22 protein-coding genes and 1 pseudogene are annotated in these 25,695 nt (G+C 74.2%); 11 read left to right on the top strand and 12 right to left on the bottom strand.

Going from position 1 to position 25,695, the window contains the following annotated elements; translation table 11 throughout:
• Positions 1-40 precede the first annotated feature (40 nt).
• The 3 genes from ACIF6L_RS00190 to ACIF6L_RS00180 all read right to left on the bottom strand — a co-directional run bounded on the left by ACIF6L_RS00190 (position 41) and on the right by ACIF6L_RS00180 (position 3,420).
• Positions 41-1,756 (bottom strand): phospho-sugar mutase, encoded by a 1,716-nt coding sequence (locus tag ACIF6L_RS00190; RefSeq protein WP_359803618.1) that lies wholly within the window; start codon positions 1,754-1,756, stop codon positions 41-43.
• Positions 1,757-1,910: 154 nt separating this feature from the next.
• Positions 1,911-2,732: a purine-nucleoside phosphorylase gene (locus tag ACIF6L_RS00185; protein WP_329487975.1), complete on the bottom strand. Its 822-nt coding sequence runs from the start codon at positions 2,730-2,732 to the stop codon at positions 1,911-1,913.
• A gap of 250 nt (positions 2,733-2,982) precedes the next feature.
• Positions 2,983-3,420 carry a gamma-glutamylcyclotransferase gene (locus tag ACIF6L_RS00180; protein WP_329487974.1) on the bottom strand — a complete coding sequence of 146 codons (438 nt, stop codon included), beginning with the start codon at positions 3,418-3,420 and terminating at the stop codon, positions 2,983-2,985.
• Between the two features lie 78 nt (positions 3,421-3,498).
• Between ACIF6L_RS00180 and ACIF6L_RS00175 the strand changes: the two genes are divergently transcribed.
• Together ACIF6L_RS00175 and ACIF6L_RS00170 are read left to right on the top strand one after the other, a co-directional pair.
• The gene (locus ACIF6L_RS00175; protein WP_352295404.1) at positions 3,499-4,953 is read left to right on the top strand and encodes an NAD(P)H-quinone dehydrogenase; all 1,455 of its coding nucleotides are present in this window, start codon (positions 3,499-3,501) and stop codon (positions 4,951-4,953) included.
• 236 nt (positions 4,954-5,189) lie between these two features.
• Entirely contained in the window at positions 5,190-6,152 is a 963-nt protein-coding gene (locus tag ACIF6L_RS00170) for a DeoR/GlpR family DNA-binding transcription regulator (RefSeq protein ID WP_396486171.1), read from the top strand.
• A gap of 123 nt (positions 6,153-6,275) precedes the next feature.
• Here ACIF6L_RS00170 and ACIF6L_RS00165 read toward each other — a convergent pair whose 3' ends face one another.
• The 6 genes from ACIF6L_RS00165 to ACIF6L_RS00140 all read right to left on the bottom strand — a co-directional run bounded on the left by ACIF6L_RS00165 (position 6,276) and on the right by ACIF6L_RS00140 (position 11,899).
• Positions 6,276-8,051 (bottom strand): biotin carboxylase N-terminal domain-containing protein, encoded by a 1,776-nt coding sequence (locus ACIF6L_RS00165; RefSeq protein WP_329487972.1) that lies wholly within the window; start codon positions 8,049-8,051, stop codon positions 6,276-6,278.
• 220 nt (positions 8,052-8,271) lie between these two features.
• Positions 8,272-9,009, bottom strand: a complete 738-nt coding sequence (locus tag ACIF6L_RS00160) for a hypothetical protein (RefSeq protein WP_329487971.1) — start codon at positions 9,007-9,009, stop codon at positions 8,272-8,274.
• Positions 9,010-9,127: 118 nt separating this feature from the next.
• Positions 9,128-9,727 carry a nucleoside triphosphate pyrophosphatase gene (locus ACIF6L_RS00155; RefSeq protein WP_329487970.1) on the bottom strand — a complete coding sequence of 200 codons (600 nt, stop codon included), beginning with the start codon at positions 9,725-9,727 and terminating at the stop codon, positions 9,128-9,130.
• A gap of 80 nt (positions 9,728-9,807) precedes the next feature.
• Positions 9,808-9,933, bottom strand: a complete 126-nt coding sequence (gene mmpB / locus ACIF6L_RS00150; RefSeq protein ID WP_329487969.1) for a morphogenic membrane protein MmpB — start codon at positions 9,931-9,933, stop codon at positions 9,808-9,810.
• Between the two features lie 127 nt (positions 9,934-10,060).
• Positions 10,061-10,282 carry an acyl-CoA carboxylase subunit epsilon gene (locus ACIF6L_RS00145; RefSeq protein WP_093861821.1) on the bottom strand — a complete coding sequence of 74 codons (222 nt, stop codon included), beginning with the start codon at positions 10,280-10,282 and terminating at the stop codon, positions 10,061-10,063.
• A gap of 24 nt (positions 10,283-10,306) precedes the next feature.
• Positions 10,307-11,899 (bottom strand): acyl-CoA carboxylase subunit beta, encoded by a 1,593-nt coding sequence (locus tag ACIF6L_RS00140; RefSeq protein ID WP_329487968.1) that lies wholly within the window; start codon positions 11,897-11,899, stop codon positions 10,307-10,309.
• A gap of 236 nt (positions 11,900-12,135) precedes the next feature.
• On the opposite strand from ACIF6L_RS00140, the gene ACIF6L_RS00135 reads away from it, so the two are divergent.
• The 4 genes and pseudogenes from ACIF6L_RS00135 (at position 12,136) to ACIF6L_RS00120 (ending at position 17,016) form a co-directional block, all read left to right on the top strand.
• Positions 12,136-13,029, top strand: coding sequence for a biotin--[acetyl-CoA-carboxylase] ligase (locus tag ACIF6L_RS00135; RefSeq protein WP_329487967.1), 894 nt, complete (start codon positions 12,136-12,138; stop codon positions 13,027-13,029).
• 169 nt (positions 13,030-13,198) lie between these two features.
• On the top strand, positions 13,199-14,323 hold the full coding sequence (locus ACIF6L_RS00130) for an adenylate/guanylate cyclase domain-containing protein (RefSeq protein WP_329487966.1): 1,125 nt from the start codon (positions 13,199-13,201) through the stop codon (positions 14,321-14,323).
• A gap of 413 nt (positions 14,324-14,736) precedes the next feature.
• Positions 14,737-15,879: pseudogene (locus ACIF6L_RS00125) on the top strand (diguanylate cyclase domain-containing protein); the annotation flags it as partial.
• A gap of 765 nt (positions 15,880-16,644) precedes the next feature.
• Entirely contained in the window at positions 16,645-17,016 is a 372-nt protein-coding gene (locus ACIF6L_RS00120) for a hypothetical protein (protein WP_396485516.1), read from the top strand.
• Between the two features lie 51 nt (positions 17,017-17,067).
• Here the strand turns inward: ACIF6L_RS00120 and ACIF6L_RS00115 are convergent, their stop codons facing one another.
• Positions 17,068-17,664, bottom strand: a complete 597-nt coding sequence (locus ACIF6L_RS00115; RefSeq protein ID WP_396485514.1) for a TetR/AcrR family transcriptional regulator — start codon at positions 17,662-17,664, stop codon at positions 17,068-17,070.
• A 116-nt stretch (positions 17,665-17,780) separates the two neighbouring features.
• Positions 17,781-18,605, bottom strand: a complete 825-nt coding sequence (gene fdhD, locus ACIF6L_RS00110; RefSeq protein ID WP_396485512.1) for a formate dehydrogenase accessory sulfurtransferase FdhD — start codon at positions 18,603-18,605, stop codon at positions 17,781-17,783.
• 324 nt (positions 18,606-18,929) lie between these two features.
• Here fdhD and hutH point away from each other — a divergent pair, with 324 nt between their 5' ends.
• Positions 18,930-20,513 carry a histidine ammonia-lyase gene (gene hutH, locus ACIF6L_RS00105; RefSeq protein WP_359803632.1) on the top strand — a complete coding sequence of 528 codons (1,584 nt, stop codon included), beginning with the start codon at positions 18,930-18,932 and terminating at the stop codon, positions 20,511-20,513.
• Positions 20,514-20,544: 31 nt separating this feature from the next.
• Here hutH and ACIF6L_RS00100 read toward each other — a convergent pair whose 3' ends face one another.
• Positions 20,545-20,958: a hypothetical protein gene (locus tag ACIF6L_RS00100; RefSeq protein ID WP_359803634.1), complete on the bottom strand. Its 414-nt coding sequence runs from the start codon at positions 20,956-20,958 to the stop codon at positions 20,545-20,547.
• 210 nt (positions 20,959-21,168) lie between these two features.
• Between ACIF6L_RS00100 and ACIF6L_RS00095 the strand changes: the two genes are divergently transcribed.
• From ACIF6L_RS00095 to ACIF6L_RS00080, 4 genes are all read left to right on the top strand, one after another.
• Positions 21,169-22,038 (top strand): MurR/RpiR family transcriptional regulator, encoded by an 870-nt coding sequence (locus tag ACIF6L_RS00095; RefSeq protein ID WP_359803636.1) that lies wholly within the window; start codon positions 21,169-21,171, stop codon positions 22,036-22,038.
• Positions 22,039-22,107: 69 nt separating this feature from the next.
• Positions 22,108-22,437 (top strand): hypothetical protein, encoded by a 330-nt coding sequence (locus ACIF6L_RS00090; RefSeq protein WP_396485509.1) that lies wholly within the window; start codon positions 22,108-22,110, stop codon positions 22,435-22,437.
• A 341-nt stretch (positions 22,438-22,778) separates the two neighbouring features.
• Positions 22,779-24,467, top strand: coding sequence for a urocanate hydratase (hutU, locus tag ACIF6L_RS00085; protein WP_352295424.1), 1,689 nt, complete (start codon positions 22,779-22,781; stop codon positions 24,465-24,467).
• 11 nt (positions 24,468-24,478) lie between these two features.
• On the top strand, positions 24,479-25,681 hold the full coding sequence (locus tag ACIF6L_RS00080; protein WP_359803686.1) for an allantoate amidohydrolase: 1,203 nt from the start codon (positions 24,479-24,481) through the stop codon (positions 25,679-25,681).
• The last annotated feature ends 14 nt before the right edge of the window (positions 25,682-25,695 follow it).

Raw genomic sequence — 25,695 nt, 5'->3', positions numbered from 1 at the left:
CCGCCGGGAACGGCGGGCCCCTTCGTCGTGCGCGGGTGGATCAGGCGTCGATGCCGGCGGCCGCGGCCAGGTCGCGCTTGATCGCGCCCAGCAGCTCGGCGGCGCGCTCCCGGGCGGGTGCCAGGTCGGCGGCCGAGCCGACCGGGAGGACGACCTCCAGGTAGCACTTCAGCTTGGGCTCGGTGCCGGACGGCCGGACCACGATCCGGGCCGAGCGGACGCCCTCGCCGGCCAGGTAGTAGCGCAGGCCGTCGGTGGGCGGCAGGTCGGCGGAGCCGGCGGTCAGGTCGTCGGCCCGGGTGACCGTCAGGCCGGCCAGCACGGTCGGCGGCCGCTCGCGCAGGCGCTGCATCGCCTCCGCGATCAGCGCGAGGTCCTCCACCCGGACGGAGAGCTGGTCGGTGGCGTGCAGGCCGTGCTCCAGCGCCAGGTCGTCCAGCAGGTCGGCCAGGGTGCGGCCGGACCGCTTGAGGGTCGCGGCCAGCTCGGCGACCAGCAGGGCGGCGGTGATGCCGTCCTTGTCGCGCACGCCCTGCGGGTCGACGCAGTAGCCCAGCGCCTCCTCGAAGCCGTAGCGCAGGCCGTCGGCGCGGGCGATCCACTTGAAGCCGGTCAGCGTCTCGGCGTAACCCAGCCCGGCCGCCTCGGCGATCCGGCCGAGCAGGGTGGAGGAGACGATGGTGGTGGCGAAGGTGCCGGTGGCCCGCTTGGCGACCAGCGCGGCGCCCAGCAGCGCCCCCACGTCGTCGCCGCGCAGCATCCGCCAGCCGGTGCCGTCGCCGTCGGCGGTGCCGTTGGCCGGGACGGCCACCGCGCAGCGGTCGGCGTCCGGGTCGTTGGCGATGACGATGTCCGGGCCGACCGCGGCGGCGGTGCGGAAGGCGAGGTCCATCGCCCCCGGCTCCTCCGGGTTGGGGAAGGCCACGGTCGGGAAGTCCGGGTCGGGCTCGGCCTGTTCGGCGACCACGGTGGGCGCGGGGAAGCCGGCCCGGTCGAAGGCGGCGACCAGGGTGTCCCGGCCGACGCCGTGCATCGGGGTGTAGACGACGGCCAGGTCGCGCGGGCTGTGCGGGTCCACGATGGAGACGGCGCGGGCCAGGTAGGCGTCCACGACGTCCTCGCCGACGACGTCCCAGCCGTCCTCGGCGAGCGGGACCTCGGCGAGCGAGCCGATCGCGTCGATCTCGGCGGCGATCCCGGCGTCGGCCGGCGGGACGATCTGCGAGCCGTCGCCCAGGTAGACCTTGTAGCCGTTGTCCTGCGGCGGGTTGTGGCTGGCGGTCACGGTGACGCCGGCGGCCGCGCCCAGGTGGCGGACCGCGAAGGCGAGCACCGGGGTGGGCAGCGCGCGCGGCAGCAGGGCGGCCCGCAGGCCGGCGCCGACCACCACGGCGGCGGTGTCCCGGGCGAAGTCGAAGGACTTGTGCCGGGCGTCGTAGCCGATGACGACGAGGTCGCCCAGGTTCTCCTTCTTCACGTACGCCACCAGGCCGGCGGCGGCCCGGATCACCACGGCGCGGTTCATCCGCATCGGGCCCGCGCCCAGCTCGCCGCGCAGGCCGGCGGTGCCGAACTGGAGGCGGTCGGAGAACCGCTCGGCCAGCCGCGACCAGGCGAGCTTGCTGTCCGACTCGGCGTCCGGGCCCTCGGCCGCGGCCAGCAGCGCGGCCAGCTCCTCGCGGGTCTGCGGGTCGGGGTCCTCGGCCAGCCAGGTCCGGGCCCGGGCGAGGAGATCGGTGGTGGGTGCCTGCGTCATGGCTGCGACTCCATGGGGAAGTGCGTCGGTTCGGTCGGCCGGAGGGTTCCGCGAGAGTGGGGCGCGCATGCGGACGGGGCCCGCGGGCGGGTGTGATCAGCGGATCACAGCCGCCCGCGAACCCCGTCGCTCACGATTGTGCGTCAGAGCCGGATCAGATCCGCTCAAGGACCTTCGCGAGCAGCGCGCCCATGCGCTCGGCGGAGGCCTTGCCGGCCTCCAGCACCTCGGCGTGGTTGAGCGGCTCACCGGTGATGCCGGCCGCCAGGTTGGTGACCAGCGAGATGCCGAGCACCTCGGCGCCGGCCTCGCGGGCGGCGATGGCCTCCAGCGTGGTGGACATGCCGACCAGCTCGCCACCGATCACCCGGGCCATGTGGACCTCGGCCGGGGTCTCGTAGTGCGGGCCGCGGAACTGCACGTAGACGGCCTCGTCGAGGGTGGAGTCCACCTCGCGGCAGAGGTCGCGCAGCCGCTTGGAGTAGAGGTCCGTCAGGTCGACGAAGTTGGCGCCGACGATCGGGGAGTCCGCGGTCAGGTTGATGTGGTCGCTGATCAGGACCGGCTGGCCGGGGACCCAGCCGTCGCGCAGACCGCCGCAGCCGTTGGTCAGCACGATGATGCCGCAGCCGGCGGCGGCGGCGGTGCGCACGCCGTGGACCACGGTGGCCACGCCGTGGCCCTCGTAGTAGTGGTTGCGGCCCAGGAAGATCAGGGCGCGCTTGTCGCCGATCTTCACCGAGCGGATCGTGCCGGCGTGGCCGGCCACGGCGGGGGCGGGGAAGCCCGGGAGGTCGGTGACCGGGAACTCCGCCACGGTCTCGCCGAGGGCGTCGGCGGCCGGCACCCAGCCGGAGCCCATCACCAGGGCGACGTCGTGGCGCTCGGCGCCGGTCAGCTCGCGCAGGCGCTCGGCGGCGGCCTGGGCGGCGGCGTAGGGGTCGGCGGAGACGACCGACTGAGGAGATGCGTTCACAGGTCCGAGGATAGACGGGAATCGGCTACGCGCGTAGAAGATCCCGGTACGACGTGCCGGATCGTTACCCGGATGGCGTGAAAGTACAGCTCGCAGGCCTGCTTCCGGCGGCCCTGGTGGGAGCAAGCTACAGCCGTCCGGCGCCGCGCGGCCGCCGAGCCGTGCGCCGGCCCGGGGCGGGGGGCGCCCGGGCCGGGGGGAGTCGGGGCCGGGGGGAGTCGAGGGCGGCGGTGCCGCGCGGGCCCGGAGGTCAGCAGGGGCGGCGGCGCAGGTCCAGGACGTAGTCGTGCGGCGCCCCGGCGCTCTCCGCCGCGTCGGCGACCAGGCCCAGGTAGCGGGCGGCGGGCAGGCCGCCCTCGTAGTCGTTGAGCACGTACGTCCAGACCGGGATGTCGCCGTCCAGGGTGTGCGCGCGCAGCTTGATCTTGCGGTAGATGCCGAGCTGGACGCCCTCCCAGCGGTCCAGGCCCTCCTCGTCCATCGGCGCGACGTCGTAGAGCGAGACGAAGACCTGCTCCTTCTCGTCCTCGACCACGGTGGCCAGCGAGCCCTCCCAGCCGAGCTGCTCGCCGCCGAAGGTGAGCCGCCAGCCGTCCAGCCACCCGGTACCGCGCAGCGGGGAGTGCGGAGCGCGGCGGGTCATCTGCCGAGCATCGAGGTTGGTGGCATACGCGGCGTAGAGGGGCATGGGGTGCAGCCTACGGCGACTGGGCGATCGGACAGAAGCCCCGACCCCGGCGTGGCAGCGCGCTCGGCATACGGGACAATGGTGGACGTGACTCGGATCGTGATCATCGGTGGCGGACCCGGCGGCTACGAGGCGGCGCTCGTCGCCTCCCAGCTCGGCGCGGAGGTGACCGTCGTCGACCGCGACGGTCTGGGCGGATCGGCGGTGCTCACGGACTGCGTGCCGTCGAAGACCCTGATCGCGACCGCGGAGGTGATGACGACCTTCGACAGCTCGTACGAAGAGCTGGGCATCATCGTCGCCGACGACACCCCACCGCTGGAGCGGCAGGCCCGGGTGGTCGGCGTGGACCTCGGCAAGGTCAACCGACGCGTCAAGCGCCTCGCCATCGCGCAGTCCCACGACATCACCCAGTCGGTGACCCGGGCCGGGGTCACCGTGCTGCGCGGCCGGGGCCGGCTCGGCGGCGGCGGGCAGGCCGTGGACGGCTCCCGCGAGGTGCTGGTGGACGCGCCCGACGGCAGCGTCCAGTCGCTGCACGCGGACGCGGTGCTGATCGCCACCGGCGCGCACCCGCGCGAGCTGCCGGACGCCCAGCCGGACGGCGAGCGGATCCTGACCTGGACCCAGGTGTACGACCTGGAGGAGCTGCCGGCCGAGCTGATCGTGGTCGGGTCCGGTGTGACCGGCGCCGAGTTCGCGGGCGCCTACCAGGCGCTCGGTTCCAAGGTCACCCTGGTGTCGAGCCGCGACCGGGTGCTGCCGGGTGAGGACCCGGACGCCGCCGAGGTGCTGGAGGAGGTCTTCCGCCGCCGCGGCATGAACGTGATGGGCCGCAGCCGGGCCGAGACGGTCAAGCGGGTCGGCGACCACGTCGAGGTGACGCTCTCCGACGGCAAGGTGATCAGGGGCACGCACTGCCTGATGGCGGTCGGCTCGATCCCCAACACCGCCGAGATGGGCCTGGAGGAGGCGGGGGTGAAGCTCAACGACTGGGGTCAGATCAAGGTCGACCGGGTCTCCCGCACCAGTGCCCCCGGCGTGTACGCGGCCGGTGACTGCACCGGCGTCTTCATGCTCGCCTCGGTGGCGGCCATGCAGGGCCGGATCGCGATGTACCACGCGCTCGGCGACGCGGTGCAGCCGCTGAACCTGAAGACCGTGGCCTCCAACGTCTTCACCGACCCGGAGATCGCCACCGTCGGCTACACCGCCGCCGACGTGAGTTGCGGCAAGATGGACGCGGTCGAGGTCAAGCTGCCGCTGCGGGGCAACCCGCGGGCCAAGATGCAGGGCATCCGGGACGGCTTCGTGAAGCTGTTCTGCCGCCCGGGCACCGGCATCGTGGTCGGCGGCGTGGTGGTCGCCCCGCGCGCCAGCGAGCTGATCCACCCGATCGCGCTCGCGGTGGACGCCAATCTGACGGTCGAACAGGTGGCCAGCGCCTTCACCGTCTACCCGTCCGTCTCCGGCTCGACCGCCGAGGCCGCCCGGCAGCTGCACATCCGCAAGCGGGCTGACGGCGAATCCTGAGCACCGGACGCGCAGTTGGGGGCGGCTGCCGGTCGGCGGCCGCCCTTCGCGCTGGCGGGTCCGTCACCCGGACGGCGGGCGCAGTCCCGGGTTGCTGACGGCGCGTATTGTACGGTCACGCGCCGCTCGTGCGTGAGCAATTCCCGCTACTAGCTGCAAACGCCTGAAAGCAGACGGTCACGCAGGTTACCGTCGGTTCTGTGTTTGCAGCAGAACGTCGCCAGTTGATCCTCGAAATGGTGCGCGCCAACGGAGCTGTGTCGCTCCGCGAACTGGCCCGCGTCGTCCAGACCTCCGAAGTGACCGTACGTCGTGACGTACGGGCACTGGAGGCAGAAGGGCTCCTCGACCGCCGGCACGGCGGCGCGGTGCTCCCCGGCGGCTTCAGCCGCGAACCCGGCTATCCGCAGAAGACCCACCTCTCCGCGGCCGAGAAGAGCGCCATCGCCGATCTCGCCGCGGGCCTGGTGGAGGAGGGTGACGCGGTGGTGGTCGGCGCCGGTACCACCACGCAGGAGCTGGCCCGCCGACTGGCCCGGGTGCCCGGGCTGACGGTGGTCACCAACTCCCTGCTGGTCGCGCAGGCGCTGGCGCACGCCAACCGGGTGGAGGTGGTGATGACCGGCGGCACCCTGCGGGGTTCCAACTACGCCCTGGTGGGCAGTGGCGCCGAGCAGTCGCTGCACGGGCTGCGGGTCTCCAAGGCGTTCATCTCCGGCAGTGGACTGACCGCCGAGCGCGGGCTGTCGACCACGAACATGCTCTCCGCGAGCGTGGACCGGGCTCTGGTGCAGTCGGCTGCCGAGGTCATCGTCCTCGCCGACCACACCAAGCTCGGCGCGGACACCATGTTCCAGACCGTCCCGACCGAGACCATCACCCGGCTGGTCACCGACGAGCACGCCGCCGCCGACGACACCACCGCCCGCGAGCTGGACGCGCTCGCCGACTGCGGGGTGCAGATCGACCTGGCGCCGCTGAGCGCCGCGCCGACCGGAGACGCCCCCGTGCACGGCACCGGCAGCGGGCCCGTCCACCAGACCCAGCCCGGCCCGCTGGCCCGGCGCGCGGCCCCGCCGCCCGGCGGTGCCCCGCTGCCCGGTCAGCGCCGCCCCGGCGCGCACGGCGGCCCCGGTGGGCCGGGCGGTCCGCTGCCGGCCCGGCTCGCCGAGCTGGGGGCCGCCCCGCGCGGGCGCTGACGCCGCCACCGGGCGGGCGCCGTGCCGGTGGCGGCGCCGACCGGTACCGCCGTCGCGGGGCCGGAAACGGAACCGGTCCGCACACCCCGAGGGGCGTACGGACCGGTCCGGCGGCCTGAGCCGTCAGTCCTTGATCTCGCAGAGCGCGGCGCCGCTGCTGACGCTGCCGCCGACCTCGGCCTTGAGACCGACCACGGTGCCCGCCTTGTGGGCGTTCAGCGGCTGCTCCATCTTCATCGCCTCCAGGACGACGATCAGCTCGCCCTCGGCGACGACCTGGCCCTCCTCGACGGCGACCTTGACGATGGTGCCCTGCATCGGGGAGGCCAGGGTGTCACCGCTGACCGCCGAGCCGGCCTTCTTGGCGCCGACCCGGCGCTTGGCCTTGGCCGCACCGCCGGTGGCGGCCGCCGGGGCGGACGCGACGCCCAGCGAGGACGGCAGCGAGACCTCGATCCGCTTGCCGCCCACCTCGACCACCACGGTCTCGCGGCCCTCGGCCTCCTCGCCCTCGCCGGGCGCACCGGCGAACGCGGGGATGGTGTTCTGGAACTCGGTCTCGATCCACCGGGTGAAGACCGTGAACGGTCCGTCGCCGCCGTGCACCTCGGGCGCGAACGCCGGGTCCGTCACGACCGCGCGGTGGAACGGGATGGCCGTGGCCATGCCCTCGACCTTGAACTCGGCCAGCGCCCGGGCGGCGCGCTGCAGCGCCTGCTTGCGGGTGGTGCCGGTGACGATCAGCTTGGCGAGCAGCGAGTCCCAGGCGGGGCCGATGACCGAGCCGGTCTCGACGCCCGCGTCCAGCCGGACGCCGGGGCCGGACGGCGGCGCGAACAGCGTCACCGTGCCGGGCGCGGGCAGGAAGCCGCGGCCCGGGTCCTCGCCGTTGATGCGGAACTCGATCGAGTGACCCCGCACCTCCGGGTCGTCGTACCCGAGCTCCTCGCCGTCGGCGATCCGGAACATCTCGCGGACCAGGTCGATCCCGGTGACCTCCTCGGAGACCGGGTGCTCGACCTGGAGGCGGGTGTTGACCTCCAGGAAGGAGATCAGCCCGTCCTGGGAGACCAGGAACTCGCAGGTCCCGGCGCCGACGTAGCCGGCCTCCTTGAGGATGGCCTTGGACGCCCGGTACAGCTCGGCGTTCTGCTCGGGGGTGAGGAACGGCGCGGGCGCCTCCTCGACGAGCTTCTGGTGCCGGCGCTGCAGCGAGCAGTCACGGGTGGAGACGACCACCACGTTGCCGTGCCGGTCGGCCAGGCACTGGGTCTCGACGTGCCGGGGGTTGTCCAGGTACTGCTCGACGAAACACTCGCCGCGACCGAAGGCGGCGACCGCCTCGCGAACCGCGGACTCGTAGAGCTCCGGGATCTCCTCCAGCGTGCGGGCGACCTTGAGGCCGCGGCCGCCACCGCCGAACGCCGCCTTGATGGCGACCGGGAGGCCGTGCTCCTGGGCGAAGACGACGACCTCGTCGGCGCCCGAGACCGGGTCCGGCGTGCCGGCGACCAGCGGGGCACCGGCGCGCTGCGCCACGTGCCGGGCGGTGACCTTGTCACCGAGGTCGCGGATGGCCTGCGGGGGCGGGCCGATCCAGGTCAGGCCCGCGTCGAGGACGGCCTGGGCGAACTCGGCGTTCTCCGACAGGAAGCCGTAGCCGGGGTGGACGGCGTCCGCCCCCGAGTCGGCGGCGGCCTTCAGGACCTTCGCGATGTCGAGGTAGCTGGTACCGGGGGTGTCGCCGCCCAGCGCGTAAGCCTCGTCGGCCGCGCGGACGTGCAGCGCATCCCGGTCCGGCTCGGCGTAGACGGCGACGCTGGCGATACCGGCGTCCGAGCAGGCCCGGGCGACGCGGACGGCGATTTCTCCGCGGTTGGCGATGAGCACCTTGCGCACTGTGGCTCCCTTCTTGAACCTGGTCGAGTTTATGGATTTCTGGGTGGTACCGGCGAGTAGCCCCAGGTTGTGAACTATCCCACACGGAGGGTGATGCGTTCGGGGACCCGATCCGCGACCCGGTCGGGGTCTTCCCAGGTGGGTGCCGGTGCCGTCGCCGCGAGCCGTCCCGTGCGGACGGTGACGGGGCGGCGCGGCGACGCGGTGGCCTTGGCCACACTCACCCCGCGGGGGCCGCGGAGGCGGCCCGCTCGCGGGCCGGCGCGGTGATGTCGGCGGCCAGTTCCACCACATCGGGGCCGTAGGCCTTCGGGTTGACGACCTTCAGGACCAGGGCGAACGAACCGTCCTCACCGTACCGGCGGGCGAGCCGGCGGTGGTTGGCGACGAGGTAGCGGACGCCGGCGTGGTTGGCGATGCCGGTCTGGCCGGATATCAGGAAGACCGGGCGCCCGCCCTCGGGGGTGGCGAGGCGCGCCAGCAGGGCGTACACCTCGGTGTCCCAGTCGACGGTGAAGGTCCGGTCGCCCACCACGATGACGTTGTTCGGGCCCTCCGAGCCGTTGGTGACCGTCACTCCGGGCAGCCCCCAGGCCAGGTGGGCGGCCATCCGCTCGTTGCTGCTGGGGCCGCCGAAGCAGAACTCGGTCTTGGTGCCCAGGCCGCGGTGGACGGCGTCGTGCGCGACCAGGTCGGTCCGCGCGTCGCACTCCTTCACCAGGGCGGCCAGCTCCATCAGCGCGTAGGCGTCGCGCCGGGTGACCGTCCGGGCGTGCGCCCCGACCCCGACGCTGCGGTTCACCACGATCAGGCACTCGCTGCCGGCCGGCAGGCCGAAGAAGGCGCGGACCCGCTCCAGCCGCCGGCGGCGGCGCAGGTTCTGCGCGAGCCAGGCGAGCGCGGCACTGATCGCGCTCGCCACCAGCCCCAGCAGCACGTTGAGCAGACTGTCGGTCATCGGCCTGTCCCCTCCCCGTTCGAACGGCGGCGGTCAGCCTAGCGGGCTCCCGCGAGGGCCACGGGGACGGACGGTGAGGGGACCGGTCGGTCCTCGTGGCGGGGGAGCCGACGGCGGATCAGGCCCAGAGGTCGGTGATCCGGACGCCGAGGTCGGCGAGCAGCCGGCGGAGCAGCGGCAGGGAGAGGCCGATGACGTTGCCCGGGTCGCCGTCGATGCCCTCGACGAACGGCGCCGAGCGGCCGTCCAGGGTGAACGCGCCGGCCACGTGCAGCGGCTCGCCGGAGGCGATGTAGGCGGCGACCTCGTCGTCGTCCGGGGTGCCGAAGCGGACGGTGGTGGAGGCGGTGGCCGAGGACTGCTCGCCGGTGGCGGTGTCGATCACGCAGTGCCCGGTGCGCAGCACCCCGGACCGGCCGCGCATCGCCTGCCAGCGGGCGAGGGCCTCGGCGGCGTCGGCGGGCTTGCCGAGCGCCTGCCCGTCCAGCTCCAGCACCGAGTCGCAGCCGATCACCAGCTCGCCGCCGGTCAGCTCGGCGGCGACCGCCTTGGCCTTGGCCTCGGCGAGGACGAGGGCGAGCTCGGCGGGGCTCGCGGCGGTGATCGCGTCCTCGTCGACGCCGCTGACCACCACGCGCGGGTCGAGGCCCGCCTGGCGCAGCAGCCCGAGGCGGGCGGGGGAGGCGGAGGCGAGGACGAGGGCGCGGCGGTCGGTCATGCCCACCAGGGTAGGGGGTGGCCGCCGTCGCTCCGCCCGCCCGCCGGGGGCCGGTTCGGGCGCCGGACAGACCACACCGGTCAGACCATCAGCAGGACGGCGATCAGCAGGAGGCAGGCCGCGAGCACATGGCCGGCGCGGCGGAGCCTCTCCTGCAGTCGGCGGGCCTCCGGGGAGGGCTCGTCGCGGGGGTCGGACCAGAGCACCTGTCCAGGGTGCGTCGCGCCGCCGCGGTGACGCCTGAGTACGCGTACTCAGCTTTCGGGGCAATCCGGGCGCGCGAAGGGGGTGGGACGCCGGACGGGCCGGCCTCCCACCCCCTTCCCGGCGGTGCTAGCCGGCCCAGCCCGAGGTGCGCCAGGCGTTGACGCCCGGGCGGGGGGTGGCGCGCAGCCGGCGGGCGCGGTCGTTCCAGGCGGAGTCCGGGCCGGCGCCGGCCCGGCGGGCCGCCTCGGCGGCCGCCTGCGCGGCGGCGGCCCGGGACTGGACCACCGCCAGGACGGTGGCCAGCTCCTCGGGGGTCGGCTGCCCGTGCAGCACGTGGATCGGGGCCATGGCTCAATCCTCTCGCGGCAGCGCTTACAGGGGGATGTTTCCGTGCTTCTTCGGCGGCAGCACCTCACGCTTGCCGCGCAGCGCGCGCAGCCCGCGGACGATGTGCCGGCGGGTGTCGCTCGGCGCGATGACGGCGTCCACGTAGCCGCGCTCGGCGGCCAGGTACGGGTTGAGCAGGGTGTCCTCGTACTCGGAGACCAGCTCGGCCCGGCGGGCGTCGACGTCGGCGCCCGCGGCGGCGGCCTCGGCCAGCTCGCGCCGGTAGACGATGTTGGCCGCGCCCTGCGCGCCCATCACCGCGATCTGCGCGGTCGGCCAGGCCAGGTTGAGGTCGGCGCCCAGGTGCTTGGAGCCCATGACGTCGTACGCGCCGCCGAAGGCCTTGCGGGTGATCACGGTGATCATCGGCACGGTGGCCTCGGCGTAGGCGTAGATCAGCTTGGCGCCGCGGCGGATGATGCCGTCCCACTCCTGCTCGGTGCCGGGCAGGAAGCCGGGCACGTCCACGAAGGTGATCACCGGGATGTTGAAGCTGTCGCAGGTCCGGATGAACCGGGCGGCCTTCTCGCTGGCGTTGATGTCCAGGCAGCCGGCCAGGTCCATCGGCTGGTTGCCGACGATGCCGACCGGGTGGCCCTCGACCCGGCCGAAGCCGGTGATGATGTTGCCCGCGTACAGCGCCTGGGTCTCCAGGAACTCGCCGTCGTCCAGGACGTGCTCGATCACCGTGTGCATGTCGTACGGCTGGTTCGCCGAGTCCGGCACGAGGGTGTCGAGTTCGAGGTCCTCGTCGGTGACGGAGAGGTCCGCCTCCTCGGGGAAGGCCGGCGGGTCGGAGAGGTTGTTGGAGGGCAGGTACGAGAGCAGGCTCTTGACGTACTCGATCGCCTCCTTCTCGTCCGCGGCCAGGTAGTGCGCGTTGCCGGACTTGGTGTTGTGGGTGCGCGCGCCGCCCAGCTCCTCCATGCCGACGTCCTCACCGGTGACGGTCTTGATCACGTCCGGGCCGGTGATGAACATGTGCGAGGTCTGATCGGCCATCACCACGAAGTCGGTGATCGCGGGCGAGTACACCGCGCCGCCCGCGCAGGGGCCCATGATCAGCGAGATCTGCGGGACGACTCCGGAGGCGTGCACGTTGCGGCGGAAGATCTCGCCGTACAGGCCGAGCGAGACCACGCCCTCCTGGATCCGGGCGCCGCCGGAGTCGTTGATGCCGATGACCGGGCAGCCGGTCTTCAGCGCGAAGTCCATCACCTTGACGATCTTCTCGCCGAACACCTCGCCGAGCGAGCCGCCGAAGACGGTGAAGTCCTGCGCGAAGACGGCGACCTGACGGCCGTCGACGGTGCCGTAGCCGGTCACCACGCCGTCGCCGTACGGGCGGTTCTTCTCCTGGCCGAAGTTGGTCGAGCGGTGCCGGGCGAACTCGTCGAACTCCACGAAGGAGCCCTCGTCCATCAGCTCGACGACGCGCTCACGCGCGGTCAGCTTCCCCTTGGCGTGCTGCTTCTCCACGGCCTTGGCGGAGCCGGAGTGCACCGCCTCGTCGATCCTGCGCCGCAGGTCGGCGAGCTTGCCGGCGGTGGTGTGGGGGTCGTACGGGGCCTCGGTCATCGGGTGGGCTCTCCCTGATCCATGGGCCGCGGCCTGTTCGGTGGTACGCGCGTCTGGGCGGGGACACGCGCATGAGGGCAGGGCGGCGCAACGAACTACCGTCGAGTAGCGTAGCCAGCACCGGGGCTTTCCGGTTATGGCCAGCGACACAGTGTGTCAACGCCCGTTCTGCGGGACGATATGGCGGCCTACGGCCACCGCGCGGCGGGCGGGGCGAAACCCCTAGTCTCGTGGTCATGACCGACTCCGACACCCCCCGCCGCAGTGGACTGCGCGGCTTCGGCCACGCCGGGCCGTCGCCCTGGACCGATCTGGACCGGCCGCCGCTGGACGCCGAGGCGCTGCGCCGCGACCTCGTCCGGCCGGGCGGGTTCTGGACCGCGCTGGACGTCGTCACCGAGACCGGTTCCACCAACAGCGACCTCGCCGCCCGGGCCGGGGCCGGCGCGCCGCAGGGCGCCGTGCTGGTCGCCGAGGCGCAGAGCGCCGGGCGCGGGCGGCTGGAGCGGCAGTGGACGGCGCCGCCCCGGTCGGGGCTCTTCCTCTCCGTCCTGCTTCGCCCGGACGAGGTACCCGTCGAACGGTACGGCTGGTTGCCGATCCTGGTCGGCGTCGCCGCGGCCGCCACGCTGAGCCGGGTCGCCGAGGTCGAGGTCGGCCTGAAGTGGCCCAACGACCTCCAGGTCACCGTCGACGGCGCGGAGCGCAAGCTCGGCGGCATCCTCACCGAGCTCAGCGGCGGGGCGGTGGTGGCCGGCCTCGGCCTCAACGTGTCGCTGCGCGAGGGCGAGCTGCCCGTCCCGACCGCCGCCTCGCTGCTGCTGGCCGGCGCCGCGGTGACCGACCGGTCCACCCTGCTCCGCGCGCTGCTGCGCGAGTTCGCCGTCCTCTACACCGAGTGGACGGCCGCGGCCGGCGACCCGCACGCCAGCGGTCTGCTGGCCGCCTACGCGGACCGGTGCACCACGCTCGGCCGTCCGGTCAAGGTCCACCTGCCGGGCGACCGTGAGCTCGTCGGCGAGGCGGTGGCGATCGACGGCGACGGCCGGCTGGTGGTCCGCACCCCCGACGGTGCACGGCGTCCGGTGGGCGCGGGAGACGTCGTACATGTGCGCCCCGAGCCGCGCTGAGCGGCACTCTTCACCTCTCCTTGACCCGGGCGGATGCCCCGGATCGCGGGATTCCGTGCGAACATTCCACCTGGCAGCAGTGTGAGGCGCGCCACTGCCCGGCGGGTGGCGGGCGCGTTCGGACAGGCAGGACACGAGGCAAGTGCGGCGACCGCACGGGGACGGACCGGTGGCAGAGGACGGCGGCAACGGCGGTACGGCGGGCTCCGACGACCAGACGGTCGCGCTCGACCTGGAACGCCTGATCCTGGACGCGCCACGCCGCTACACCCCGTACCAGGCCGCGCGGGCCGCCGACGTCCCGATGGAGCTGGCCACCCGCTTCTGGCGGGCGATGGGCTTCCCGGACATCGGGCAGTCCCGGGCGCTCACCGACGGCGACGTGATCGCGCTGCGCCGGCTCGCCGGCCTGGTGGAGTCGGGCCTGCTCAGCGAGCCGATGGCGATCCAGGTCGCCCGCTCGACCGGGCAGACCACCGCCCGGCTGGCCGGCTGGCAGATGGACACCTTCCTGGAGAACCTCACCCAGTCCGTCGAGCCCGGGCTGACCCGCGCCGACGTGGCCTACCCGCTGGTCGAGCTGCTGCTGCCGGAGCTGGAGCAGTTCCTGGTGTACGTCTGGCGCCGCCAGCTGGCCGCCGTCACCGGCCGGGTGGTGCAGGCCGCCGAGGACACCGAGATCACCAGTGGCCGGCTGGCCGTCGGCTTCGCCGACCTGGTCGGCTTCACCCGGCTCTCGCGCCGGCTGGAGGAGGAGGAGCTCGGCGAGCTGGTCGAGACCTTCGAGAACACCTGCTCCGACCTGATCGCCGGCCAGGGCGGCCGGGTGATCAAGACCCTCGGCGACGAGATCCTGTACGTCTCCGAGGACCCGGGGACGGCCGCCGAGATCGCGTTCAGCCTGATCGAGGCGCTGGCCGAGGACGACACCATCCCCGCGCTGCGGGTCGGCATGGCCTTCGGCACCGTCACCTCGCGGATGGGCGACGTCTTCGGCACCACGGTCAACCTGGCCAGCCGGCTCACCTCGATCGCCCCGAAGGACGCGGTGCTGATCGACGGCGAGTTCGCGGCCGCGCTGGAGCAGAACGGCAGTGTCGCCCCGGCCGACGCGGACGGGCCGGGGCTGGCCGAGGCGCTGTCGGCCGCCTCCGGACTGCCCGCCTCCGGGCTCCCGGTGCCGGCGCCGGACGCGGGGCGCCGGTTCAGCCTCCAGCCGATGTGGCGCCGGCCGGTGCGCGGGCTGGGGCTGGTCGAGCCGTGGCTGCTGTCGCGGCGGCCGCGCGGCGAGTAGCGGCCGCCGCCCCGGACCGCCGGGCTCCCGGAGGCCGCGGGGAGTACCCCGCCGCTCACGGGGTAGGCCGACGTCCGGGCAGGGCGCGGCGGAGTCCGGGCCGGCGGCACGGTCACCCAGCGGGGCCGGTGGCCGTCGTCCGAAAGCCGTACGGCTGAAACCGGTCCGGCCGGGCGGATCCGTGCGGGCAAACGGGGCATAACCGAGCGAAACCGCCCTAGTCTTGGTGCAGGCGGACGGGTCCGGTTCGCGGTGGGTGAGCCACCGCGCCGGACGGGACCGAGCACAGGGAACGGGGCGAGCCGGTGGGCAGTGAGGCGATCACGACGGACCGCGGTTGCGTGTGCGACCGCCCGGAGCTGCCGGCCGTCCCCGACCCGCGGCTGACGTCCGTGGTGGAGCTCGCCCAGGACATGGCGGGGGCGCTCACCCCGCTGGAGGCGGTCCGCGCGGCCGCCGTCCGTGCCACCGAGGCCCTCGGCGCCACCATGGCGGCCGTCTCGGTCTGGGACCGGGAGTCCGGCCGGCTGCGGGTCCTGGTCAACTACGGGGAGCTGGCGCCGGGCGAGGAGGAGCTGCCGGAGGACGAGTCCTACCCGGTGGCGGACTTCCCCGAGATCGTCACCTACCTGGAGGAGCGCTGGACCACCGGACGGCTGCCCCGCGCCTGGCTGCAGAGCGCCGAGAACACCGAACTGCACGCCGGGCACGCGCACCCCACCGCCGGGGCCTACTGCCAGGAGCGGGCCGCCGCGCTGCGCCGGCGCGGCCGGGGCTGCTGCGTGGTCGCCCCGATCGTGCTGCACGGACAGGCCTGGGGGGAGCTCTACCTGGCCAGGTCCACCGGGACGGCGGAGTTCACCGAGGGTGACGCCGAGTACGCCACCCTGCTCGCCGCCCAGATCTCGGCCGGGCTCGCGCAGACCGAGCGCCTCGCCGACCTGCGCAAGCTCGCCTTCTCCGACCCGCTGACCGGGCTGGCCAACCGGCGGGCGGTGGACGCCCGGCTGGAGAGCGCGCTGGAGGCGCACAACCGCGACGGCACGGTGGTCTCGCTGGTGGTCTGCGACGTCAACGGCCTGAAGCGGGTCAACGACCAGCTCGGGCACGAGATGGGCGACCGGCTGCTGGAGCGCTTCGCCCACCAGCTGTCGCTGGCCGCCGCCAGGCTGCCCGGCAGCCTCGCCGCCCGTCTCGGCGGCGACGAGTTCTGCCTGCTGGTGGAGGGCCAGAAGGCGGACGAGGTGGTCGCCGTCGCCGAGGAGCTGTGCGCGCGGGCCCTGGCGCTGGCCGAGGGCGAGGGCGTCGCCTGCGGGGTCGCCTCCACCGGGGACTCGATCGGCCCGGTCACCACGCCCGACCGGCTGTTCCGGCTAGCCGACGCCGCGCAGTACCGGGCCAAGGCCGCCCGCGCCGCACATCCCGTGGTGGCCGGCCGCAGCCACGGCCCCGGCCTGTCGCCGGACCCGACCGTGCTGCTGGCCGACGCCGCCGATCCGCACCACCGGGCCGACGGCCGGGGGCGCGTCCCGGGCCGGCCGGGCGCCGGCGACCGGCGGCGGTTCCGCGGCGCCGCGCACAGCGCCGACCCGGGACAGCTGCTCACCGCCGTGCTCGCCGCCCTGGACCAGCGCGGGGTCACCCGCTCGGTCCACCCCGCCGACACCATCGGCAAGCTGGCGGTGGTCGCGGAGACGGCCTCCCGGCTGCTCGACGCGGTCGGCTGGTGGGTCTCCTACGTGCCGCCCGGCTCGCACCTGATGCGCACCGCCCAGCACGCCGTGTACCGGATGACCAGCGGACCGAGCAGCTCGCGGGCGGAGACCCAGCGGGCCCAGATCGAGGCCCCGGACGCCGTCTTCGACCTGCGGCACTACCCGATGACCCGGCAGGCGGTGCGCGGCGGGTCCTTCGCGCTGCGCGCGGGCGCGGCCGGGAACGACCCGTCCGAGGAGGCCATGCTGGTGGTCAGCGGCTACCGGGGGATGGTCGCGGCGGGCGGCCAGAACCCGGCCGGCGGCTGGCTGGTGGAACTGTTCGCCGACGACGCGACGCTGCCGCTCGGACAGGTCGCCAGCGCGATGCGGGCCCTGGTCGCCGTGGCGCTCTCCGGCCCGGCCTCCCCGCCGCCGGGCTGAGGCGGGCCCGGTTCGTGGACGGACCGGGCGGGGGGCTTGTGCCGGTTCGGTGACCGGCCTGTTCCGAGCCGGTCGCGGTCCGGTGCGGAGGCTGCCGCGGGGCTGGGCGGCGAGCCCCGGACGTGGGATGGTATCCGCCGTCGGCGGGCCACGGGGGCCGGGCCGGAACGGGGGTCGAAACCCATGCGCGCTCGTCTGACGAGCCTTGTCCTCTCCGCGGTGCTGGCGCTGGGCGGTGCCACGCTGGCAGCCGCCCCGGCGGCCGAGGCCGCGCCGCGCGCCGCCGCGGTCAGCACCGCCGCCGGTTCTGCCGCCGGTGCTGCCGCCGCGGGGGGCGCCGTCCAGGCGGCCCAGGCGGCCCCGGCCGTGGCCGGGCAGCAGGACGGCACCCGGCTGGCCGGGTCCAAGGACAAGTCCAAGTCGAAGTCGAAGAAAAAGAAGAAGGGCTTCTTCGGCAAGATCATCGGTGTGGTGATCGGCATCGTGGTGGTGCTGATCGTGATCGCCGTGATCATCGCGGTGGTCGTGATGCTCCGCCGCCGCAACCGGCAGTAGACCGCGCGGGCCCGTGGACCCGGTGGGTCCACGGGCCGGCCGCCGGACCGGTCACGGCCGCAGGGCGCGCAGGACGCCCGCCACCAGACGGTCCGCGTAGGCGTGGTCGAGCGGGCCGAGGCCGTGCAGCCAGCGGTAGTACATCGGGCCGTAGAGCAGTTCGACGGCGAGGTCGAGGTCGGCGTCGGCGGCGATCTGCCCGGCCTCGCGGGCGGTGCGCAGGCGCTCCCGGGTGACCTCCAGCAGAGGGTCCAGCAGGCGCTCGCGGTACTCCCGCAGCAGGGCCGGGTCGCGCAGGTGCTCGGAGACCAGGCCGCGGCCGGTGTTGTCGAAGCCCGGGTCGGCGAGCTGGTCGGCCGTCGGCCGCAGGACGGCGCGCAGGTCGGCGGCGAGGTCGCCGGTGTCGGGCAGCGCCAGACTGCCGGAGGCGTTCTCGTTGGCGGCCTGGAAGGCGTCGAAGACCACCGCGCCCTTGGAGGGCCACCAGCGGTAGATGGTCTGCTTGCCGACGCCGGCCCGGGCGGCGATCGCCTCGATGGTCAGCTTGCCGAAGCCCACCTCGGCCACCAGTTCGGCGGCGGCGGTGAGGACGGCCTGGCGGGAGCGCTCGCTGCGGCGGGCGGGATCGGGAGAGCTGCTGCGGGTCATGGGCCCATTCTAGGGCGCTGACGAAACGATACGTCTCGTCTTGCTGGAGGTTCGGACCGAGCCCGCACGCTCCGCGGCGGGTCGGCTCGCCGGTGGGGCGGGCGGTGGCCGGCCGGTCAGTCGCTGATCCGGTCCGGGCGGGTGTAGACGTTGGCGCGTTCGCCGCGCAGGAAGCCGACCAGGGTCAGGCCCAGCTCCTCGGCGAGGTCCACCGCGAGGGAGGACGGCGCGGAGACGGCGGCCAGCAGGGGGACGCCCGCCAGCGCGGCCTTCTGGGTCAGCTCGAACGAGGCGCGACCGCTGACCAGCAGCACGTGCCCGGTCAGCGGCAGCCGGCCCGCGCGCAGCGCCCAGCCGACCACCTTGTCCACCGCGTTGTGCCGGCCCACGTCCTCGCGGGCGCAGAGCAGTGCGCCGCTCGTCCCGTCGAACAGCCCGGCCGCGTGCAGGCCGCCGGTCGAGTCGAAGGTCCGCTGGGTGGCCCGGAGCCGGTCCGCCAGCCCGTACAGCAGGGCCGGGGGGACGGTCAGCGGGTCGTCCCCGACGGGGTGGCGGACGTGGGTGCGGACGGCGTCCACCGTGTCGCGGCCGCAGAGGCCGCAGGCGCTGGTGGTGAGCAGGTTGCGGTGGGCGGAGAGCGGGAGGGCGCGGGCGCCGCGCAGGGCCGCGTCCACCACGTTGTAGGTGTTCGCGCCGTCCTCGTCCGTCCCGGCGCAGTAGCGCAGGGCCGCGAGGTCCTCGGCCGTGTGCACCAGCCCCTCGCCGACCAGGAAGCCGGCCACCAGGTCGAAGTCCTGGCCGGGTGTGCGCATGGTCACCGTCAGCGGCTCGCCGCCGACCCGGATCTCCAGCGGCTCCTCCGCCGCGAGGGCGTCCGGTCGCGTGCTGCGGCCGTCCCCGTGCAGCCGCACCACTCGCCGCCGTGCCGTCGCCCGCGTCATCGGTCCTCCGCCTCCGTGCCGTCCGTCGACCCCAGCGTGCGGTATCGGGGTGGCGCTTCGGAAATCGGGGTGGGGCCGGTGGCCGGGCGCCGGTGGGGGCGACTCGTGGGCGGGCGCCCGTCACCTGATCGGCGATGCCGTGAGGCGGCCGGCGCCCGCCGTCGGCGAAGGTGGCGTGGAGGTCCCGGCCGGGGCCGTCGGAGCCGGCGCGCCCTCCGGCGGGACGCGGAGGGCGGCCGCGGCCGGCTCCGTCCGGCGGGCGGGAGTCCGCCAGGTGGGATCCACTGGTTGTCATATCTTCATTCAGCTGGTGTGATGATGCATATGGATATGCACAGTGCTGTGGCCCCCGATGCGCCCCTCGTCCAGGTCGGCAAGGCCGACGTCAGCGCCGAGGACGTGCTGGCCGTCGCCCGGGGCAACGCCCGGGTAGAGATCGGTCCGGACGCGCTCGCCGAGATGGCGACCGCGCGGGCCCGGATCGAGGCCCTCGCGGCCGAGCCGCGCCCCGTCTACGGCGTCTCCACCGGCTTCGGCGCGCTCGCCGTCCGGCACATCAGCCCCGAGCTCCGCGCCCAGCTGCAGCGCTCGCTGGTGCGTTCGCACGCCGCCGGGATGGGCCCGGCGGTGGAGCGCGAGGTGGTCCGCGCGCTGATGTTCCTGCGGATGAAGACGCTGGCCTCCGGCCGGACCGGCGTGCGCCCGGTGGTCGCCCAGACCATGGCGGCCATCCTGAACGCCGGCATCACGCCGGTGGTCCGCGAGTTCGGCTCGCTCGGCTGCTCCGGCGACCTCGCCCCGCTCTCGCACTGTGCGCTGGTCCTGATGGGCGAGGGCGTGGCGACCGGCCCGGACGGCGTCGACAAGCCCTCCGGCGAGCTGCTCGCCGCGGCCGGCATCGAGCCGGTCGAGCTGCTGGAGAAGGAGGGCCTGGCCCTCATCAACGGCACCGACGGCATGCTCGGCATGCTGGTGATGGCCATCGCCGACCTCCAGCGCCTGTTCACCACCGCCGACATCACCGCCGCGATGACCCTGGAGGCGCTGCTCGGCACCGACAAGGTGCTCGCCCCCGAGCTGCACGCCCCGATCCGCCCCCACCCCGGCCAGGCGCTGAGCGCCGCCAACATGCTGGCCGTCCTCAAGGGCTCCGGCCTCACCGGCCACCACCAGGACGACGCCCCGCGCGTCCAGGACGCCTACTCGATCCGCTGCGCCCCCCAGGTCGCCGGCGCCGGCCGCGACACGGTGGCCCACGCCGCCCTGGTCGCCTCCCGCGAGCTGGCCGCCTCGGTCGACAACCCGGTGGTGCTGCCGGACGGCCGGGTCGAGTCCAACGGCAACTTCCACGGCGCCCCGGTCGCCTACGTGCTGGACTTCCTCGCCATCGCGGCCGCCGACCTCGGCTCGATCTCCGAGCGCCGTACCGACCGGCTGCTGGACAAGGCCCGCTCGCACGGCCTGCCGGCCTTCCTCGCCGACGACCCGGGCGTGGACTCCGGTCTGATGATCGCCCAGTACACCCAGGCGGCCCTGGTCAGCGAGAACAAGCGGCTCGCCGTGCCGGCCTCGGTCGACTCGATCCCGTCCTCCGCGATGCAGGAGGACCACGTCTCGATGGGCTGGTCGGCCGCCCGCAAGCTGCGCCAGTCCGTCGAGAACCTCGGCCGGATCCTGGCCGTCGAGCTGACCGCCGCCTCCCGCGCGCTGGAGATCCGCCGGCAGGCCGACGCCAGCGGCACGCCCTCGCCGGCGACCCTCGCCGCGCTGGCCGTCGCCCGGGAGGCCGGGGTCGGCGGCGCCGGCCGCGACCGCTTCCTCTCGCCGGACCTGGAGGCCGCCGCCGCGCTGGTCGCCTCCGGCGAACTGGTGCGGGCCGTCGAGAAGGTCACCGGGCCGCTGGCCTGACGAGGCCGCCGCCGCCCGGGGCGGGCGGGAGTCAGTCCCACTCGCCCCGCGGCGGCCGGGCGCGCTTCTCCTCGCGCCGGTCGGCGGCGATGGCGGCGTAGTTGACGCCGACGATGCCGGCCCAGCAGACCAGCAGGCCCATGAAGCCGTTCGAGCCGCTGGTCGCGATGCCGGTCAGCGGGATGCCGAGGACCAGCGAGATCAGCGGCAGCTTCGAGCCGGAACGGCCGAAGGGGCGCCGGCGCAGGTGCTCCGCCGGGCCGTAGCCGTCGAGCCGCTCCGCCACCCGGCGCTCCACCCGGGCGTCGAGGCGGGCGTCCAACCGGGCGTCCAGCCGGGCGAGGAACGAGTCGACGATCTCCGACTCGTACTCCTCGCCCAGCTCCTTGCGGGTCTGCAGAGCCGCGTCGAGGTCGCGTCGCAGTTCGTCCTGGCGTGTGTCCATGGCGCTCAGCCTGGTGCAGCGCCGGGGCTCCAGTCCATCGGTTCGCGCCGGGATCGGGGCGGATCAGGGGGAAATCAGGGTCACCCGGAGGGGTGATCCGCACCGCCGGGGGGTCTCATCGGGCGTCCCGGCGTACGAGACGTCTTTGCCAGCGGCAGTCCGCTGCTGCACAGTCGTCGTCCGAACAGCTCGCACCCGGAGGTACCGCTGATGACCGCCACCGACGACACCGGCACGGTAGGCCCCTCCGCCCGACTCCTCCAGCTCTTCGAGGGCCACCGGCTCACCCCCACCCAGCGCCGGATCGCCCACTCGCTCGTCCGGCACGCCACCGAGGCGCCGTTCCTCTCCAGCGTCGAGGTCGCCGAACTGGCCGGCGTCAGCCAGCCCTCGGTCACCCGCTTCGCGGTGGCCCTCGGCTACGACGGCTACCCGGCGCTGCGCAAGCAGCTGCGCGAGCTGGGCGCGGGGGAGCCGAGCGCCCCGGAGACCCCGGACGACGTGGTGCGCAACGAGCACCAGCAGGCCGTCCTCGCCGAGATCGAGCACCTGCGGCTGCTCGCCGAGCTGCTCGCCGACCCCGAGCCGATCATCCGCGCGGCCCGGCTGCTCGCCGCCTCCCGCCCGCTGCCCGTCCTCGGCCTGCGGGCCGCCTCCGCGCAGGCCCGCGGCTTCGCCTACTTCGCGGCCAAGGTGCACCCGGACATCCGGCTGCTCGACGAGGGCGGCAGCATGCTCGCCGACCGCCTGGAACAGGCCGCCGCCGCCGGCGCCTCCGCGCTGCTCTGCTTCGCCCTGCCGCGCTACCCGCGCGAGCTGATGGACGCCCTGACGGTGGCCCGGGACTGCGGTCTGACGGTGCTGACCGTCGCCGACAGTGCCTTCGCGCCGGTCGCCAAGCTCTCCGACCTGATGCTGCCGGCCGCCGTCGGCACCGGCCTGGTCTTCGACACCGCGTGCGCGCCGATGATGCTCGGCCGGGTGCTGCTCCAGACGATGTGCGACGAACTCCCCGGCGCCGAGGCCCGGTTGGAGTCGATCGAGCAGTCCGCGACGGCTCGTGGGCTGTTTTTGGAGTAGGACCGTACTTGGGGCGGGAATCCTGTCAACAGGCCCCGGAGCAGGGCCGACCGGCAGGGGGAGCCTGTGATGCGCGTGATCCACGAGATGAAGTTCGTCGGCCGACTCGCCTCGGGCGCCGACGAATGGTCCTGCCCGGCCTGCGGACGCCGCGTCACTCTGCGGCGGCTGCCCGAACCCGAACTCGTCGTCCTCGACGCCGGTGACGAGAGCGCCGTCCACGTCGGCGTCATCGAGCCCGACGGCCGCGCCGCGGCGGCCGCCGACAAGTACGGCCTCGGCCCCGTCCAGGAGATCCCCCGCCCGCCGCGCCCGGCCGCGCCCGCGGACCCCGACGCCGACGACCGCCGCTGGCTCGCCGAGATCGGCATCGACTGGGACGGCGACGCGGCGGCCTGACGCCGGGTCGGGTCGGCCGTCCGCCTCGCGCGCCCGCCGGGCAGGGCCGGGCGGCTCCCGCGACGATCCCACGCGCGCCGGCCCGTGCCTCGCCCGGACTCCCTGGCGGCCGTCGCGCGGCCGGCGCGCGGCCGTCCGGGGCGTACGGCGGGGGGCGTCGCCGTGCCCTCCACCCGGCGGCGCCTGGGCCGAGTGGCTGGTGTTCGCCCGACTCGGGGTAGCGCGGCGGGGTTGTCGCGAGGCCGGCTGATCGGATGCGCTCAGGTCTGGCCGGAGACTGAATGATTGGATATATTCAGCCAAGTCGAGCTTGAATGAATTCATCCGTAGGGAGCCGGGACATGGTGCAGCAGCAGGCGAGCGGGCCGCGCGAGGTGCGGGCGGCGCGCGGTACGGGGCTGACGGCGCAGGGGTGGCAGCAGGAGGCTGCCCTGCGGATGCTGATGAACAACCTCGACCCCGAGGTGGCCGAGCACCCGTCGAAGCTCGTCGTCTACGGCGGCACCGGCAAGGCGGCGCGGGACTGGCGCTCGTTCGACGCCATGGTGCGCACGCTGGAGACGCTGAAGCAGGACGAGACCATGCTGGTCCAGTCCGGGCGGCCGGTCGGCGTCATGCAGACGCACGAGTGGGCGCCGCGCGTGCTCATCGCCAACTCCAACCTGGTCGGCGACTGGGCGAACTGGGAGGAGTTCCGGCGGCTGGAGAGCCTCGGCCTCACCATGTACGGCCAGATGACCGCCGGATCGTGGATCTACATCGGCACCCAGGGCATCCTCCAGGGCACCTACGAGACCTTCGCCGCCGTCGCCAACAAGCGGTTCGACGGCACCCTGGCGGGGACGATCACCCTCACCGCCGGCCTCGGCGGCATGGGCGGCGCCCAGCCGCTGGCCGTGACGATGAACGGCGGCGTGGCGATCTGCGTCGACTGCGACCCGTCCCGGATCTCCCGCCGGATCGAGCACCGCTACCTGGACGTCGAGGCCAAGAACCTCGCGCACGCGCTGGAGCTGGCCACCGCCGCCCGCGACCGCCGCGAGCCGCTCTCCATCGGCCTGCTGGGCAACGCCGCCGAGGTGTTCCCGCAGCTGCTCTCGATGGACGCGCCGATCGACATCGTCACCGACCAGACCAGCGCCCACGACCCGCTGAGCTACCTGCCGGTCGGCGTCGCCTTCGACGACATGGCGACCTACGCGGCCGAGAAGCCCGCCGAGTTCACCCAGCGCTCGCGCGAGTCGATGGCCCGGCACGTCGAGGCGATGGTCGGCTTCATGGACGCCGGCGCCGAGGTGTTCGACTACGGAAACTCGATCCGCGGTGAGGCCCAGCTGGCCGGCTACGACCGCGCGTTCGCCTTCCCGGGTTTCGTCCCGGCCTACATCCGGCCGCTGTTCTGCGAGGGCAAGGGCCCGTTCCGCTGGGCGGCGCTCTCCGGCGACCCGCAGGACATCGCCAAGACCGACAAGGCCGTGCTCGACCTCTTCCCGGAGAACGAGTCGCTGCACCGCTGGATCAAGATGGCCCAGGAGAAGGTGCACTTCCAGGGCCTGCCGGCGCGGATCTGCTGGCTCGGCTACGGCGAGCGCGACAAGGCCGGCGAGCGGTTCAACGACATGGTCGCCTCCGGCGAGCTGTCCGCGCCGATCGTGATCGGCCGCGACCACCTGGACTGCGGCTCGGTCGCCTCCCCGTACCGGGAGACCGAGGCGATGCTGGACGGCTCCGACGCGATCGCCGACTGGCCGCTGCTCAACGCCATGGTCAACGTCGCCTCCGGCGCGTCCTGGGTCTCCATCCACCACGGCGGCGGCGTCGGCATCGGCCGCTCGATCCACGCGGGCCAGGTCACGGTGGCCGACGGCACCGCGCTGGCCGGCGAGAAGATCCGCCGGGTGCTCACCAACGACCCGGGCATGGGCGTGATCCGCCACGTCGACGCCGGCTACGACCGGGCCGACGAGGTCGCCGCCGAGCGCGGCGTCCGCGTCCCGATGAACGAGCACGGCCCGATGGGTGAGCTGTGACCTTCGAAGAGATGTGGGCGGAGCTGCTCCCGGTGGGCCGCTCCGCCTCCTCCGGCGGCTACCGCCGCTTCGCCTGGAACTCCGCCGACGCCGAGTGCCGGTCCTGGTTCGAGGAGCAGGCCCGCGGCCGCGGGCTGACCTACGAGCTGGACCGCAACGGCAACCAGTGGGCCTGGCTGGGCGACCCGGCGGGCGAGGGCGCGATCGTCACCGGCTCGCACCTGGACTCCGTCCCCGACGGCGGCGCCTTCGACGGCCCGCTCGGGGTGGTCTCCTCCTTCGCCGCGCTGGACGAACTCCGCGGGCGGGGAGCCGAGTTCGACCGGCCGCTGGCCATCGTCAACTTCGGTGACGAGGAGGGCGCCCGGTTCGGCGTGGCCTGCATCGGCTCCCGGCTGAGCGCGGGCGTGCTCGGCCGCGACCAGGCGTACGAGCTACGCGACGCCGACGGCGTCCGGCTGCCCGACGCGATGGAGAAGGCCGGCTACGACCCGGCCGGGATCGGTGCGGACGGCGACCGGCTGGCCCGGATCGGCGCCTTCGTCGAACTCCACGTCGAGCAGGGCCGCTACCTCGCCGAGGACCAGCCGGTCGGCGTGGCCGGCGCGATCTGGCCGCACGGCCGCTGGCGGTTCGACTTCCACGGGGAGGCGAACCACGCCGGCACCACCCGGATCGAGGACCGCCGCGACCCGATGCTCACCTACGCCAACACCGTGCTCGCGGCGCGGAAGAAGGCGCGGACGGCAGGGGCGCTGGCCACCTTCGGCAAGGTCGCGGTCGAGCCCAACGGCACCAACGCGATCGCCTCCCTGGTGCGCGGCTGGCTGGACTCCCGGGCCGCCGACGAGCAGACGCTCACCGCCCTGGTCGAGGAGATCGAGCGGGCGGCGTACGAGCGCGGCGACCGCGACGGCGTCCGGGTCGAACTGACCCGCGAGTCCTACACCCCGGTGGTGGAGTTCGACGGCCCGCTGCGCGACCGGCTCGCCCGGCGGCTCAACGCGGCGGGCGCCCCCGACGGCGTGCCCGTCCTGCCCACCGGCGCGGGACACGACGCCGGAATCCTGGCATCGGCGATCCCGACCGCCATGCTGTTCGTACGTAACCCGAGCGGGGTCTCGCACTCCCCGGCCGAGCACGCGGAGACGGCCGACTGCCTGGCCGGCGTGACCGCCCTCGCCGACGTACTGGAGGACCTGGCGTGTCAGTAGGCCGTGCCGGAGGC

Origin of the sequence: Kitasatospora sp. NPDC086009 (genome assembly GCF_044540385.1) — a bacterium.
GTDB lineage: Bacteria > Actinomycetota > Actinomycetes > Streptomycetales > Streptomycetaceae > Kitasatospora.
The sequence above is the reverse complement of the archived record's forward strand: the minus strand, read 5'-3'. Positions and strand labels throughout refer to the sequence as shown.

What these genes read in the sequence shown, in the direction of transcription:
- ACIF6L_RS00190 (WP_359803618.1), bottom strand. Translation starts at nt 1,756, where the DNA reads ATGACGCAGGCACCCACCACCGATCTCCTCGCCCGGGCCCGGACCTGG.
- ACIF6L_RS00180 (WP_329487974.1), bottom strand. Translation starts at nt 3,420, where the DNA reads ATGCCCCTCTACGCCGCGTATGCCACCAACCTCGATGCTCGGCAGATG.
- ACIF6L_RS00175 (WP_352295404.1), top strand. Translation starts at nt 3,499, where the DNA reads ATGGTGGACGTGACTCGGATCGTGATCATCGGTGGCGGACCCGGCGGC.
- ACIF6L_RS00170 (WP_396486171.1), top strand. Translation starts at nt 5,190, where the DNA reads ATGGTGCGCGCCAACGGAGCTGTGTCGCTCCGCGAACTGGCCCGCGTC.
- ACIF6L_RS00160 (WP_329487971.1), bottom strand. Translation starts at nt 9,009, where the DNA reads ATGACCGACAGTCTGCTCAACGTGCTGCTGGGGCTGGTGGCGAGCGCG.
- ACIF6L_RS00155 (WP_329487970.1), bottom strand. Translation starts at nt 9,727, where the DNA reads ATGACCGACCGCCGCGCCCTCGTCCTCGCCTCCGCCTCCCCCGCCCGC.
- ACIF6L_RS00145 (WP_093861821.1), bottom strand. Translation starts at nt 10,282, where the DNA reads ATGGCCCCGATCCACGTGCTGCACGGGCAGCCGACCCCCGAGGAGCTG.
- ACIF6L_RS00140 (WP_329487968.1), bottom strand. Translation starts at nt 11,899, where the DNA reads ATGACCGAGGCCCCGTACGACCCCCACACCACCGCCGGCAAGCTCGCC.
- ACIF6L_RS00135 (WP_329487967.1), top strand. Translation starts at nt 12,136, where the DNA reads ATGACCGACTCCGACACCCCCCGCCGCAGTGGACTGCGCGGCTTCGGC.
- ACIF6L_RS00120 (WP_396485516.1), top strand. Translation starts at nt 16,645, where the DNA reads ATGCGCGCTCGTCTGACGAGCCTTGTCCTCTCCGCGGTGCTGGCGCTG.
- ACIF6L_RS00115 (WP_396485514.1), bottom strand. Translation starts at nt 17,664, where the DNA reads ATGACCCGCAGCAGCTCTCCCGATCCCGCCCGCCGCAGCGAGCGCTCC.
- fdhD (WP_396485512.1), bottom strand. Translation starts at nt 18,605, where the DNA reads ATGACGCGGGCGACGGCACGGCGGCGAGTGGTGCGGCTGCACGGGGAC.
- hutH (WP_359803632.1), top strand. Translation starts at nt 18,930, where the DNA reads ATGGATATGCACAGTGCTGTGGCCCCCGATGCGCCCCTCGTCCAGGTC.
- ACIF6L_RS00100 (WP_359803634.1), bottom strand. Translation starts at nt 20,958, where the DNA reads ATGGACACACGCCAGGACGAACTGCGACGCGACCTCGACGCGGCTCTG.
- ACIF6L_RS00095 (WP_359803636.1), top strand. Translation starts at nt 21,169, where the DNA reads ATGACCGCCACCGACGACACCGGCACGGTAGGCCCCTCCGCCCGACTC.
- ACIF6L_RS00090 (WP_396485509.1), top strand. Translation starts at nt 22,108, where the DNA reads ATGCGCGTGATCCACGAGATGAAGTTCGTCGGCCGACTCGCCTCGGGC.
- hutU (WP_352295424.1), top strand. Translation starts at nt 22,779, where the DNA reads ATGGTGCAGCAGCAGGCGAGCGGGCCGCGCGAGGTGCGGGCGGCGCGC.
- ACIF6L_RS00080 (WP_359803686.1), top strand. Translation starts at nt 24,479, where the DNA reads ATGTGGGCGGAGCTGCTCCCGGTGGGCCGCTCCGCCTCCTCCGGCGGC.